Origin of the sequence: Nocardioides sp. AE5 (genome assembly GCF_031844485.1) — a bacterium.
GTDB lineage: Bacteria > Actinomycetota > Actinomycetes > Propionibacteriales > Nocardioidaceae > Nocardioides.
Genome location: NZ_JAUZVI010000001.1, coordinates 248986 through 261778, shown reverse-complemented (window position 1 = coordinate 261778; position 12793 = coordinate 248986). Strand labels below are relative to the sequence as shown.

Here is a 12793-nt window from a genome sequence, read left to right as displayed (position 1 = left end):
ACCAGCTCCCGTCGGCCGCTGGCCGAGCCATCCACACCGCTTGGCGCAGAACGTGAGCGCAATCACATTTGAGCATTGACCACGCCCGTCGTCACTTGCTTGCCTCAGCACCGTGCACCACCACCGGCCGTGGTTTCCGGACGCCATTCGGCGCCCCACGGCCGTGGAATCCACCAGGAGGTTCAAACCATGGATGAAGAAGCTCGGCGGGCGTACTGGCGCCGCAATCTGAGGTTGATGACGGTCCTACTCACCATCTGGGCCATCGTGGCCTTCGGGTGCGGAATCTTCTTCGCCGATGCGCTCAACAAGATCGAGGTCGGCGGGTTCCCGCTCGGATTCTGGTTCGCACAGCAGGGGACGATCCTCGTCTTCCTCGCTCTCATCGCCGTCTATGTCTGGCGGATGGACCGGCTCGACAAGGAGTTCGGGATCGACACGTATGAGGAGGAGGTCCAGGGCTCATGACCGACATCCAACTCTGGACCCTGATCTTCGTCGGCCTCACCTTCAGTGTCTACATCTATGTTGCCTACGCCAGCCGGGTGACCGACACGGCCGGTTTCTACGTGGCCGGCGGCGGCATCCCGGCCCCCGCCAACGGGGCAGCGATCGCCGCCGACTGGATGAGCGCTGCGTCATTCATCTCCATGGCCGGGATCATCGCGCTGTCCAGCAACGGCTACAGCGGATCGGCGTACCTGATCGGCTGGACCGGCGGTTACGTGCTGCTGGCCATGCTGCTGGCTCCCTACCTGCGCAAGTTCGGCAAGTTCACCGTGCCGGACTTCGTCGGCGACCGTTACAACGAGACCGCGCGCCTGATCGCGGTGCTCTGCGCGATCGTCATCTCGGTGACCTACGTGGTGGGCCAGATGGCCGGTGTCGGCGTCGTCTTCAGCCGGTTCCTCGGGGTGAACACCACTGTCGGCGTGCTGCTCGGCATGGCGATCGTCTTCTTCTACGCAGTGCTCGGCGGGATGAAGGGGATCACCTGGACTCAGGTCTGCCAATACTCCGTGCTGATCGTGGCCTACATGATCCCGGCCTTTGCGATCTCCGCGAAGATCACCGATATCCCGGTCCCCCAGATCGGGTTCGGGAAGATCCTTGAGGAGTTGGAGGCGCTCCAAGCCGAGTTGGGCTTCGGCGAATACACCGCTGCGCTGACCGGCAGCAGCCAGCTCAACATGTTCCTGCTGACCGCAACCCTGATCTTCGGGACGGCGGGGCTGCCGCACGTCATCGTCCGCTTCTATACCGCGAAGAACGTCCGCGCCGCCCGCTATTCGGCGCTGTGGGCGCTCTTCTTCATCGCACTGCTCTACACCACCGCCCCGACCGTGGCGGCCTTCGCGAAGTTCAACATCCTCGGCGCATCCTCTACCGGCGACCTGGCCAGCCAGTCCTGGTTCGACACCTGGGCGGATGTCGGCCTGATCACCGGCCCCGGCGGCGAGGCCGTGGCCGACCTCAACGGCAACGGAGCCATCGACTTCCTGGGTGGCCCCGGCAACGAGGCAGTGATCAACAACGACATCCTGGTCCTCGCCTCGCCGGAGATCGCGGGCCTGCCGGCCCCGATCGTCGGGCTGGTCGCTGCCGGCGCGCTGGCCGCTGCCCTGTCCACCGCCTCCGGGCTGCTCCTGGTGATCTCGTCCTCTGTGGCCAACGACGTCTACCACAAGCGGATCAACCCGCTGGCTGACGAGAGGAAGCAGTTGCGCGTCGCCCGGATATCGATGGCCGTCGCCGTCGTCGCCGCGGGCTACCTCGGCATTCACCCACCCGGGTTCGCCGCTCAGGTGGTTGCCTTGGCATTCGGCCTCGGCGCAGCCAGTTTCTTCCCGGTGATGGTGCTCGGCATCTTCTGGAAGAAGTGCACCGCTGCCGGTGCCGCATCCGGCATGGGTGTCGGCATCGTGATGACGATGGCCTACTTCGTGTGGACATTGCCGGCGGAGACTGCACCGATCTTCCTGGGACGGGATCCGATCATGGACATTGCTCCCGTCGGGTTCGGGTTCATCGCGATGATCGTCAACTTCGTGGTGACCATCGCGGTCTCGCAGTTCACCACGAAGCCGTCTGCCGAGATGCAGGCCCTGGTCGAGGAGGTCCGTTTCCCGGGCCAGACCGACCTGGTCGCGCGGCATGCGCAGACGGGCGACGTGGGCTGAAGCACCCCCGAGCCCGGCCCCGGTTTCGGTCCGGGGGTTGCCGCAACTGCAACCCCCGGGCCGAGACCCTCGTCCAAACCGCCCCTTCGGTCCTAGGCTGACCAGAGGCCGGTCGTTCGAAGACAACAGAATCAGGAGACACCGTGACTGAGCAGTCCGAGACCCTTTCCAACCTGATGCACGAGGAGCGACGCTTCGCTCCTCCCGCAGATCTGGCCGCGGCCGCCAACGTGAAGGCGGATGCCTATGACCGCGCTGCTACCGACCTCGAGGGGTTCTGGGCCGAACAGGCCGGGCGGCTGGACTGGGGCCGGTCGTGGGACCGGGTCCTGGACTGGGACAACCCGCCGTTCGCCAAGTGGTTCCCCGGCGCCACGATCAATGCCGCGGTCAACTGCGTGGACCGCCACGTGGACGCCGGTCGCGGCGACAAGGTGGCGATCCACTGGGTCGGTGAGCCCGAGGACGACACCCGCGACATCACCTATGCCGCGTTGCAGGACGAGGTCAACAAGGCCACCAACGCGCTCCTCTCGCTGGGCGTGCGCAAGGGCGACCGGGTGGCGATCTATCTGCCGATGATCCCCGAGTGCGTCTTCACCATGCTGGCCTGTGCCCGCCTGGGTGCCCCGCACACCGTCGTCTTCGGCGGCTTCTCCGCCGACGCGCTGGCCTCCCGGGTGGAGGACTGCGGCGCGAAGGTGATCGTCACCTCCGACGGCGGCTACCGCCGCGGCGCACCCTCGGCCCTGAAGCCCGCCGTGGACGCGGCGGTCGCCAAGCTGGCTGGCGGCGAGCATGCGGTCGAGCACGTGCTGGTGGTGCGGCGTACCGGCCAGGACGTCTCCTGGGACGACACGGTCGACAAGTGGTGGCACGACGTGGTGGACGGCCAGTCGACTGAGCACACCGCAGAACTGCACGACGCCGAGCACCCGCTCTATGTCATGTACACCTCCGGCACCACCGGCAAGCCGAAGGGCATCCTGCACACCACCGGCGGCTACCTGGTCGGCACGGCGTACACGCACTGGGCGGTCTTCGACCTCAAGCCAGACACCGACGTCTACTGGTGCACTGCCGACGTCGGCTGGGTGACCGGCCACTCCTACCTGGTCTATGGGCCGCTGGCCAACGGCGCCACGCAGGTGATGTATGAGGGCACCCCGGACAGCCCGCGCAAGGGCCGCTGGTGGGAGATCGTGGCGAAGTACGGCGTCACCATTTTCTACACCGCCCCGACCGCGATCCGGACCTTCATGAAGCAGGGCCGCGAGATCCCCGACCAGCACGACCTCTCCTCGATCCGGATCCTCGGCTCGGTCGGTGAGCCGATCAACCCGGAGGCGTATGTCTGGTATCGCGAGGTCATCGGCGGTGACCGGGTCCCGGTCGTCGACACCTGGTGGCAGACCGAGACCGGCCAGATCATGATCTCCCCGCTGCCCGGCGTCACCGATGCCAAGCCCGGCTCGGCGATGCGTGCCCTGCCCGGCATCGAGGCCGACGTGGTCAACGATGCCGGCGAGTCGGTGCCGGACGGGTCGGGCGGCTACCTGATCCTGCGCAAGCCGTGGCCCGCGATGCTGCGCACCGTGTGGGGTGACGACCAGCGGTTCAAGGACACCTACTGGTCGCGCTGGCCGGACGTCTACTTCGCCGGCGACGGAGCGAAGAAGGACTCCGACGGTGACATCTGGGTGCTGGGTCGGGTCGACGACGTGATGAACGTGTCGGGCCACCGGCTCTCCACCACCGAGATCGAGTCGGCACTGGTCTCCCACCCGAAGGTCGCCGAAGCAGCGGTCGTCGGAGCCTCCGACGAGACCACCGGCCAGGCCGTCTGCGCCTTCGTGATCCTGCGGGAGAGCGCCGTCGAGGAGGCCGACGAGGTCGGCGAGGGCGAGGAACTGGTCACCGAACTGCGCAACCACGTTGCCTCCGAGATCGGTGCCATCGCCAAGCCTCGCCAGATCATGATCGTCCCGGAGCTGCCCAAGACCCGCTCCGGCAAGATCATGCGCCGCCTGCTGCGTGACGTGGCCGAAAAGCGCGAGATCGGCGACGTCACCACCCTGGCCGACTCCTCGGTGATGGACCTGATCTCGTCGGGTATGTCCTCCTCCTGACGGCCGCCCGCAACCAGCTGTAACGCGGGGTTATCGTCGCTTGAGTAGGGCTGTGCGCCCCGTTTTCGTCAACAGCACCGCACAAGTGCCGGGTCGGCGCGAGGGGGCCACACGGTGCCCAACGGAGCGTCAACACCACCGCACAAGCGCCGCACATGCAGAACGGCCGCTGATCCCCTCAGCAGGGGGTCGGCGGCCGTTCGGCGTACGACGTGGAGCAGCGCGTCAGCGGGCGCGACGCGAGAGTCGCTCGATGTCCATGATCACGACCGAGCGCGGCTCGAGCCGGACCCAGCCGCGGGAGGCGAAGTCGGCGAGCGCCTTGTTGACCGTCTCGCGGGAGGCGCCGACGAGCTGGGCGAGCTCCTCCTGGGTCAGGTCGTGGTGCACGTGTACGCCGTCGTCGGCGGTGCGGCCGAAGCGGTCGGCGAGCTCGAGCAGCGCCTTGGCGACGCGGCCGGGCACGTCGGAGAAGACCAGGTCGGCGTTGACGTCGTTGGCCTTGCGCAGCCGGCTGGCGATCTGCGACAGCAGGCCATGCGCGACGGCGGGGCGGCCCTCCAGCCAGCGGAGCAGGTCCTCGTGGGAGAGCGAGGCAAAGGTGGCGTCGGTGACCGTGGTGACCGTGGCCGAGCGCGGGCCCGGGTCGAAGAGGGAGAGCTCACCGAACATCTGGCCGGGGCCGAGGATGGCCAGGAGGTTCTCGCGGCCGTCCGCCGACGAGCGACCGAGCTTCACCTTGCCCTCGAGCACGACGTACAACTTGTCCCCGGAGTCGCCCTCGTGGAAGAGCACCTCGCCCCTGCGGAGCCGGGTCTCGCCCATGGACGATCGCAGTGCTGTGGCCGCCTCGTCATCGAGCGCGCTGAAGAGCGGAGCCTGACGCAGTACGTCGTTGTCCACGAGTTCCTCCCATGTGAGTTTCCGGGTCCGGGCACGATCCTAGTCGTGGTCCACATCACATCATGGACCATCGTGGCCCAAGTGCGTGGATCGGGACCACCATCCGGTCCACACGGGCCTGCCCACGTAGGCTGTCGGCCGTGGCCACGAAACCCGCGACACCCGCGCAATCCCGCACTGCGCTGGTCCGACGGGCCCGGAAGGTCAATCGCATCCTAGGAGAAACCTATCCTGACGCACGTTGCGAACTCGACTTCGACAACGCCTTCGAACTCCTGGTGGTCACCGTGCTCAGTGCGCAGACCACCGACCGACGCGTCAACGCGGCCCGTCCGGAGATCTTCCGGCGCTGGCCGGACGCCGCGACGATGGCTGCCGCGGACCGTGCCGAGATGGAGCAGGTGATCGGTCCGCTCGGGTTCTTCCGCGCCAAGACCGAGTCACTGCTCAAGCTCAGCGCTGCCCTGGTCAGCGACCACGGCGGTGAGGTGCCGGGGCGCCTCGACGACCTGGTCAAGCTGCCCGGGGTGGGCCGCAAGACGGCCAACGTGGTGCTCGGCAACGCCTTCGACGTCCCCGGGATCACCGTGGACACCCACTTCGGGCGGCTGGTCCGGCGCTTCGGGTGGACCGAGGAGACCGACCCGGTGAAGGTGGAGCATGCGGTCGGCGCGCTCTTCGAGAAGCGCGACTGGACGATGCTGTCGCACCACGTGATCTGGCACGGACGGCGCCGGTGCCACGCGAAGAAGCCTGCCTGCGGGGCCTGCCCGGTGGCGCACTGGTGCCCGTCGTACGGCGAGGGGCCGGTCGACCCGGACGTGGCCGCGAAGCTGGTCAAGACGCAGGGACCAGCATGAGGAAGACCCTTGCCGCAGCGGCCCTGGCCCTGCTGGTGCTCACCGGCTGCGCTCCCACCGACTCCGGCGACGATCCCGGTCAGGCGCGGATCGACGTGGACACCCCTGAACTGCGCGAGATGAAGGCACAGAGCCAGATCGCGGCGTGCGTGCCCGGCGACGGCGACCACGTCGAGGGCGGGTTGCCGGACGTGACGCTGCCGTGCTTCGGCGGCGGCGAAGCAGTCAACCTCTCCTCGCTGCGCGGGCCGATGGTGGTCAACCTGTGGGCCTCGTGGTGCGGACCGTGCCGTGACGAGATGCCGATCTTCGAGGAGTTCGCCCAGGCGTACGCCGGGAAGGTCGCCGTGCTGGGCATCAACTACAACGACACCCAGACCACCAACGGCATGCAACTCGCCCTGGACACCGGGGTCAGCTATCCGCAGCTCGCCGACACCCAGACCACCCTGTCCCGCAAGGCGCCGCTGCCGGCGCTCCAAGGCCTGCCGTTCACGATCCTGGTCGACGCCGACGGCATGGTGGTCCACCAGGAGTTCGTCGAGATCAAGGACCTGGCACAACTCGAAGCCATGGTTGCCGAGCACCTGGGGGTGGAGCGTTGATTCCCGACTGGCTCGAGCCGATCCGCGAGGGCGCCCACTCGATCACGGCCGACGACCTGACCCGCTTCGTGCCGCCCGAGGGCAGTGACGCGCGCCGCGGCGCGGTGCTGGTCCTCTTCGGCGAGGACGAGCACGGCCCCGAACTGCTACTCACCGAGCGGTCGCACACGATGCGCTCGCACCCGGGCCAGGTCTCGTTCCCCGGCGGCAGCATCGACCCCGGGGAGACGCCGTACGACGCGGCCCTGCGCGAGGCGTGGGAGGAGACCGGCCTGGACCCGTCCGGCGTCGAGGTCTTCGCCGAACTGCCCGAACTGTGGCTGCCACCGAGCAACTTCGCCGTCACCCCGGTGCTGGGCTGGTGGGCCGAGCCGACGCCGGTGACCCGCCACTCGGTGGAGGAGGTGCACGCGATCCACCGGGTGCCGATCACCGAACTGGTGGAGCCGACGTACCGGGTCACCGTGCGCCACCCGAGTGGCTGGAACGGCCCCGGGTTCCTGATCGGCGAGGAGCGCGACGTGATCCTGTGGGGCTTCACCGCAGGAATCATCTCCCGCCTCTTCGACCACGTCGGCTGGAGCAAGCCGTGGGACACCGACCGGATGCATGACCTGCCCGACTACATGTTCCGCGGGCAGGACGGCGCCGCCCGGCCGCCCCAGCCGAACACGAACTTCAAGGAAGGACCCGGCCGGTGAACGTCCTCGACCTGATCCTGATCCTGCTGGTGCTCGCCTATGCCATCTCGGGCTATTGGCAGGGCTTCGTCACCGGCGCCTTCGCCACCACCGGCCTGCTGCTCGGCGGCTTCTTCGGCATCTGGCTGGTGCCGCTGCTGCTGGAGGGGTCGGGCCCCTCGTTGGCGGTCTCGCTGGGTGCGCTCTTCCTGGTGATCCTCTGCGCCACGCTGGGCCAGGCGCTGTTCCAGTACGCCGGGGCGAAGGTGCGCGACTCGATCACCTGGCAACCGGTGCGCGCCGTCGATGCCGTCGGGGGCTCCGCGCTGAGTGCGGTGGCGGTCCTGGTCGTGGCATGGGCGCTCGGTGTGGCGGTGGCCGGGTCCAGCATCGGGTCGATCACGCCACTGGTGCGCGAGTCGACGATCCTGGCCAAGGTGGACCAGGTGCTCCCGGACAAGGCCACCGAGGCGCTGAACGCGTTCAGCAACGTGGTCGGCAACAACTTCTTCCCGCGCTATCTCGAGCCGTTCGCACCCGAGCGGATCGTGGCGGTCGACCCACCGGATTCCGAGGTCGGGCGTGACCCGGATGTCGTCGATGCCGCGCAGAGCGTGCTGAAGATCCATGGCGCCAACAAGTGCGGGCGCGGGGTGGAGGGCACCGGCTTCGTCTACGGCCCGGAGCGACTGATGACCAATGCCCACGTGGTGGCCGGGGTCTCCGAGCCCGAGGTCTTCGTCGGCGACGAGCGCCTCGACGCCACGGTCGTCTACTACAACAAGGACCTCGACGTGGCGGTGCTGCAGGTGCCTGGCCTGGAGCGCCCGCGCCTGGACTTCGAGGAGTCCACCGAGGACGGCCAGAGCGTCGCGATCCTGGGTTATCCCAACGACGGCCCGTACGACGTGCAGCCCGGCCGGATCCGCTCCGACCAGCGCCTCCGCTCCCCCGACATCTATGGCACCGGCACCGTAGTCCGCGACGTGTATTCGCTGCGTGCCCTGATCCGTCCGGGCAACTCCGGCGGCCCGGTGGTGAACACGGCCGGTGACGTGGTCGGGGTGGTCTTCGCCGCTTCGGTCACCGACGAGGAGACGGGCTATGCGCTGACCGCCTCCGCCGTACGGAGCGCGGCCGCCGAGGGCCTGGGCCGCACGGATCGCGTGGACACCGGCGACTGCGCCGGTTGACCCACGAACGCTCAATCATTGCGTCGCGAACGCTCACTCATTGCGTCGCGAACGCTCACTCGTTGATGCGCGAAAGCTCAATCGTTGATGGAATGCATCAAGGCGGCGTCCATGGACGCCGCCTCGACGGATGACCGGTGTGCCGCGGCGGGAAGTCAGCCGCGGTTGGTGATCGCAGCCTTCGTCTCCTGCGCGTGGTGGATCGCCTTCTCCGGCCCCTTGACCCGCTTCACCTGGCGGATGCCGATGAAGACCAGGATCCCGGCCAGGAGGACATAGAAGGCAAAGACGATCAGGTAGGCCCAGTGCAGGTCGAGCCCGTCACCGTTCCAGTGGATCAGGTGAGCCAGGAAGATCGAGAAGATGATGATCGCCAGCACTCCGATGAAGCCGGCGGCTGCGAACATTGCGGCGCCCGTCCCGCCGGCCTTGATGCTGACCTTCAACTCCGACTTCGCGAGCTTGATCTCGTTGGAGATGATGCTCGAGATGTCGCGCTGTGCGTCAGCAACGAGCTTGCCGATCGTCGGCTCTTCGCTCTTCACCTCGTCGAGGGACATGCAGGTCGCTCCTGGTGCTCGGCTTCAGTTCAGTCCGTTGTGGACTCTACACGGATCCGGCTCACTCCTCGTCGGCGTACGGCCCGGAGATCGGCGTACGCCCCCGGTGGTGGCGGTTGCGCGCAACCAGCACGGCCGAGCCGAGCGTCGCCGTGACCAGTGACCCGAAGAGTACGGCGGCCTTGGCCGCGTCGCGCTCGGGTCCGACGAACGAGAGGTCGGAGACCAGCAGCGCTACCGTGAAGCCGATCCCGCCGAGCAGGGCGACCCCGGCCACGTCGCTCCAGGAGACGTCGGGATCCATCTCAGCCCGGGTGAAGCGGGTGAGCAGCCAGGAGCCGCCGAAGATGCCGACCGGCTTGCCGATCACAAGCCCGAGCACCACCCCGATCACTACCGGGTCGCGGACCAGTTCGGCGCCGCCGCTGATCACCACCCCGGCCGACATCAGGGCGAAGAACGGCACCGCCAGGCCCGCCGACCACGGGCTCAGCAGGTGCTGCAACCGATCGGCCGGTGCGGCCTCCTCCCCGCCGTCGGTGCGCACCCGGGTGAGCAGGCCCAGGACGACGCCGGCAATGGTGGCGTGGATCCCGCTCTCGTGGGTGAACCACCAGGCGCCGATCGCCAGCGGCAGGTAGGGCAGCCAGCCGGGCACCCGGAAGTGCTGCAACACGGCGTACGACGCGAAGAAGCCGCCGGCCGCAGCGAGCGCAACCCCGTCGAACCCGGAGGCATAGAAGAGCGCGATGATCACGATGACGATCAGGTCGTCGACCACGGCCAGGGTGAGCAGGAAGATCCGCAACTGGCCGGGCAACGACGAGCCGACCACGGCGAGCACCGCGACGGCGAAGGCGATGTCGGTGGCCGACGGGATCGCCCATCCGCCCAGGTGGCCGTCGCCGAGGACGTTGACCAGGGTGTAGACCCCGGCCGGGACCATCACGCCACAGAAGGCGGCGACCACCGGCACGAGTGCGTCCTGGATCCGGGAGAGCGAGCCGAGGAGGAATTCGCGCTTGAGTTCCAGCCCGGTGACGAAGAAGAAGAGCGTCAGCGCACCGTCGGCGGCCCACTTCTCCACGTCCAGCGGTCCGATCTCGAACTCGCGCAGGTGCTGGTAGGAGTCGCCCACCATCGAGTTGGCCCAGAGCACCGCGACCAGTGCGGCGCCCAGCGCGAGGATGCCGCCGACCGTGTCGCGGCGGAGCAGGTCGCCGACCCGGGTGTGCTCGCTCGAGGTCGGGTCGGGCAGGAAGCGCAGCTTGGGCATGGTTCCCCGTTTCAGGTAGCGATCATCGTCATCCGCCGCCTGCTGGGCGGCGGGCCAACCAGACTTCCCGGCTCACCTGTGCCGAGGCTAGCGCGCCAGGTAGGCCAGTTGCGCGCGGACACTCATCTCCGCCGCGCCCCACAGCACCGGGTCCACGTCGGCATAGACGATCTCGACGACCTGGCGGGGCAACTCATCGGCGGAGGCACCCTCGGGGTGGGGGCGTTCCCGGAGGGTGGCCAGGGCGGCTTCGACTTGCTGCAGCCGCTGGTGCCGGTGGGTGATGTAGTGGTCGAGCGCCGCCAGCGCATCATTGATCACCGGGCCGTGGCCGGGCCAGATCGCCGTGACCTCGTGCGCCTCGGCGAGCCGGTGCAGCCGGTCGAGCGAGTCGAGGTAGGCGCCGAGTTCTCCGTCCGGGTGCGCCACCACCGTGGTGCCGCGGCCGAGCACCGTGTCCCCCGTCAGGATCGCGCCCTCGGCGGGGAGCTGGAAGCAGAGCGAGTCGGCGGTGTGTCCCGGCGTACCAATGACGTGCACCTCGAGCCCGTCCACGGCGACCACGTCCCCATCGCCCAGGCCTTCGGAGCCGAGGCGGTATTCCGGGTCCAGCGCCCGTACGCCGCACCCCATCCGCTCCGCGAACTCGCGGGCGGCCTCGGAGTGGTCGTGGTGGTGGTGGGTCAGCAGCACGGCGGCGACCGCCCCGGAGGCCTCCTCGATCGCGTCCAGGTGGCTGGCGATGGAGGGGCCGGGGTCGATCACGATGGACCGGTCGCCGTCGGGTTCGCGGAGCACCCAGGTGTTGGTGCCGTCCAGGGTCATCATGTTGGCGTTGGGAGCCAGCACGCACTGCCCGCGCTCGCCGAAGGTGCCGCCGGCCCAGGTCATGACCCGTGCACCGCCTCGCCGACCCGGATCCCGAGCTGGACGATGCGGTCGTTGCTCTCCAGCCGGTTGGTCTCCGGGTTGAAGGTGGGGGTGATCATCTCGAACGGGATGTCGCCCACGTGGGCCAGTGCCTCGGCGGGCGTGGTCGCGTCGTACAGGTCGCACAGGGTGGCGTACGTCGGCGGCAGCAACAGCATCTGCTGCTCGTCAGCCTGGCGGATCGCGTCGCGCACGGTGAGCCAGGCGACCTGGTCGGTCTCGGTGGAGACGTCGCGGGTGACCTGCCCGTCGGGCAGCGCGGCGACGAAGAACCAGGTCAGGTAGCGCTTCGGCTCGAAGACCGGGGTGAGCCAGCCGCCGAGCACGGAGAGCAGGTCGGAGCGCAGCACCAGGCCGCGGGCGGCCAGGAAGTCGGAGAAGGCCAGCTGGTGTGCCTCGAGGGCGGCCCGGTCGCGCTCCCAGTCGTCGCCGGTGGTGTCGGCGACCACGGCGTCGGCGGTGCCGGCCAGGAGTACGCCGGACTCCTCGAAGGTCTCCCGGACCGCGGCGCAGACCAGTTCCTTGGCCTCGTCGGGCGTGCAGTCCATCCGCTGCGCCCATTCCTGCGGGCTGGGTCCGGCCCACAGCGCCGGATCGAGCTCGGAGTCCTTGTCATCGACGCCGCCGCCCGGGAAGACGCTCATCCCGGCCGCGAACTGCATCCCGACGTGACGCCGCAGCATGTAGGACTCGAGTCCCCCCGGCTTGCCGTCGCCGTCGCGGAGCAGGACGACCGTGGAGGCCGCCCGGGGCGTGGCTGGCTCCTTGGCGCCGTCGGTGAAGGCGCGCGCCTGCTCGACCAGGTGCGGGGGCAGGGTCAGTGTCGGGTCCACGGCTCAGACCTCCGCGATGATCTCGACCTCGACGGGTGCGTCCAGCGGGAGGACGGGTGCGGCGACTGCCGAGCGGGCGTGGACGCCGGCGTCGCCGAAGGCCTTGCCGAAGAGTTCGGAGGCCCCGTTGGCGACCTGCGGCTGGCCGGTGAAGTCCGGGGTGGAGGCGACGAAGGCGACCACCTTGACGATCCGCTTGACCTGGTCGAGGTCACCGACCTCGGCCTTGAGCGCGGCGATCGCGTTGAGGGCGCACTGCTGGGCGCAGGCCACCGCCTGCTCGGCGGTGACGGAGCCGCCGACCTTGCCGGTGGCGATCAGCTCGCCGTTGACCATCGGCAACTGGCCGGATGTGTAGACGAGGTTGCCGGTCCGGACCGCCGGGACGTACGCCGCGACGGGCTTGGCGACCTCGGGCACGGCCAGACCGAGCTCGGCCAGGCGATCCTCGACGGTGCTCATGAGAGGGGCCGCTTGAAGAAGGCCACGATGCCCCCTTGGGCGTTGGTGGTGAGCTGGACCAGCTCCCACCCGTCCTGACCGAAGTTGTTCAGCATCAGGGCCTCGTTGTGCAGCGGAATCGGAGCGACTTGGTATTCCCACTTGGTCATGCTCGGCACCTTACCTTTCGGGGGGTCCCGCCG

At 68.6% G+C, this 12793-nt stretch carries 14 protein-coding genes; 7 read left to right on the top strand and 7 right to left on the bottom strand.

Annotated elements, in window-relative coordinates; all coding sequences use genetic code 11:
- The first annotated feature begins 189 nt into the window (after positions 1-189).
- The 3 genes from Q9R27_RS01160 (at position 190) to acs (ending at position 4309) form a co-directional block, all read left to right on the top strand.
- Positions 190-468, top strand: a complete 279-nt coding sequence (locus Q9R27_RS01160) for a DUF4212 domain-containing protein (RefSeq protein ID WP_311250487.1) — start codon at positions 190-192, stop codon at positions 466-468.
- Positions 465-2180, top strand: coding sequence for a sodium:solute symporter family protein (locus Q9R27_RS01155; RefSeq protein ID WP_311250486.1), 1716 nt, complete (start codon positions 465-467; stop codon positions 2178-2180). Before Q9R27_RS01160 ends, Q9R27_RS01155 begins: the two co-directional genes overlap by 4 nt.
- 176 nt (positions 2181-2356) lie before the next feature.
- Positions 2357-4309: an acetate--CoA ligase gene (gene acs, locus Q9R27_RS01150; protein WP_311250844.1), complete on the top strand. Its 1953-nt coding sequence runs from the start codon at positions 2357-2359 to the stop codon at positions 4307-4309.
- A 225-nt stretch (positions 4310-4534) separates the two neighbouring features.
- On the opposite strand, the gene Q9R27_RS01145 is transcribed toward acs, so the two are convergent.
- Entirely contained in the window at positions 4535-5212 is a 678-nt protein-coding gene (locus Q9R27_RS01145) for a Crp/Fnr family transcriptional regulator (RefSeq protein WP_311250485.1), read from the bottom strand.
- Positions 5213-5352: 140 nt separating this feature from the next.
- Between Q9R27_RS01145 and nth the strand changes: the two genes are divergently transcribed.
- Genes nth through Q9R27_RS01125 form a run of 4 tightly spaced genes read left to right on the top strand, consistent with a single transcriptional unit; the run spans position 5353 to position 8550 of the window.
- Positions 5353-6072, top strand: a complete 720-nt coding sequence (nth, locus tag Q9R27_RS01140; RefSeq protein ID WP_311250484.1) for an endonuclease III — start codon at positions 5353-5355, stop codon at positions 6070-6072.
- On the top strand, positions 6069-6677 hold the full coding sequence (locus tag Q9R27_RS01135) for a TlpA disulfide reductase family protein (RefSeq protein WP_311250483.1): 609 nt from the start codon (positions 6069-6071) through the stop codon (positions 6675-6677). The genes nth and Q9R27_RS01135 overlap by 4 nt, the downstream gene beginning before the upstream one ends.
- Complete coding sequence (locus Q9R27_RS01130; RefSeq protein WP_311250482.1) at positions 6674-7378, top strand: CoA pyrophosphatase; 705 nt, start codon at positions 6674-6676, stop codon at positions 7376-7378. The genes Q9R27_RS01135 and Q9R27_RS01130 overlap by 4 nt, the downstream gene beginning before the upstream one ends.
- A complete protein-coding gene (locus tag Q9R27_RS01125; RefSeq protein ID WP_311250481.1) occupies positions 7375-8550 on the top strand; it encodes a MarP family serine protease in 1176 nt (391 codons plus the stop codon). The genes Q9R27_RS01130 and Q9R27_RS01125 overlap by 4 nt, the downstream gene beginning before the upstream one ends.
- 155 nt (positions 8551-8705) lie before the next feature.
- Here the strand turns inward: Q9R27_RS01125 and Q9R27_RS01120 are convergent, their stop codons facing one another.
- The 6 genes from Q9R27_RS01120 to Q9R27_RS01095 form a co-directional block, all read right to left on the bottom strand.
- Positions 8706-9110 carry a phage holin family protein gene (locus Q9R27_RS01120; RefSeq protein ID WP_311250480.1) on the bottom strand — a complete coding sequence of 135 codons (405 nt, stop codon included), beginning with the start codon at positions 9108-9110 and terminating at the stop codon, positions 8706-8708.
- 61 nt (positions 9111-9171) lie between these two features.
- Positions 9172-10386, bottom strand: coding sequence for a Na+/H+ antiporter NhaA (gene nhaA / locus Q9R27_RS01115; RefSeq protein WP_311250479.1), 1215 nt, complete (start codon positions 10384-10386; stop codon positions 9172-9174).
- 87 nt (positions 10387-10473) lie between these two features.
- Positions 10474-11277, bottom strand: coding sequence for an MBL fold metallo-hydrolase (locus Q9R27_RS01110; protein WP_311250478.1), 804 nt, complete (start codon positions 11275-11277; stop codon positions 10474-10476).
- Positions 11274-12149, bottom strand: a complete 876-nt coding sequence (locus Q9R27_RS01105) for an NUDIX domain-containing protein (RefSeq protein WP_311250477.1) — start codon at positions 12147-12149, stop codon at positions 11274-11276. The genes Q9R27_RS01110 and Q9R27_RS01105 overlap by 4 nt, the downstream gene beginning before the upstream one ends.
- A gap of 3 nt (positions 12150-12152) precedes the next feature.
- Positions 12153-12611 (bottom strand): RidA family protein, encoded by a 459-nt coding sequence (locus Q9R27_RS01100; RefSeq protein WP_311250476.1) that lies wholly within the window; start codon positions 12609-12611, stop codon positions 12153-12155.
- Entirely contained in the window at positions 12608-12760 is a 153-nt protein-coding gene (locus Q9R27_RS01095; RefSeq protein WP_311250475.1) for a hypothetical protein, read from the bottom strand. Before Q9R27_RS01095 ends, Q9R27_RS01100 begins: the two co-directional genes overlap by 4 nt.
- Between the last annotated feature and the right edge of the window lie 33 nt (positions 12761-12793).

What these genes read in the sequence shown, in the direction of transcription:
- acs (WP_311250844.1), top strand. Translation starts at nt 2,357, where the DNA reads ATGCACGAGGAGCGACGCTTCGCTCCTCCCGCAGATCTGGCCGCGGCC.
- nhaA (WP_311250479.1), bottom strand. Translation starts at nt 10,386, where the DNA reads ATGCCCAAGCTGCGCTTCCTGCCCGACCCGACCTCGAGCGAGCACACC.
- Q9R27_RS01135 (WP_311250483.1), top strand. Translation starts at nt 6,069, where the DNA reads ATGAGGAAGACCCTTGCCGCAGCGGCCCTGGCCCTGCTGGTGCTCACC.
- Q9R27_RS01120 (WP_311250480.1), bottom strand. Translation starts at nt 9,110, where the DNA reads ATGTCCCTCGACGAGGTGAAGAGCGAAGAGCCGACGATCGGCAAGCTC.
- Q9R27_RS01155 (WP_311250486.1), top strand. Translation starts at nt 465, where the DNA reads ATGACCGACATCCAACTCTGGACCCTGATCTTCGTCGGCCTCACCTTC.
- Q9R27_RS01095 (WP_311250475.1), bottom strand. Translation starts at nt 12,760, where the DNA reads ATGACCAAGTGGGAATACCAAGTCGCTCCGATTCCGCTGCACAACGAG.
- Q9R27_RS01160 (WP_311250487.1), top strand. Translation starts at nt 190, where the DNA reads ATGGATGAAGAAGCTCGGCGGGCGTACTGGCGCCGCAATCTGAGGTTG.
- Q9R27_RS01110 (WP_311250478.1), bottom strand. Translation starts at nt 11,277, where the DNA reads ATGACCTGGGCCGGCGGCACCTTCGGCGAGCGCGGGCAGTGCGTGCTG.
- Q9R27_RS01100 (WP_311250476.1), bottom strand. Translation starts at nt 12,611, where the DNA reads ATGAGCACCGTCGAGGATCGCCTGGCCGAGCTCGGTCTGGCCGTGCCC.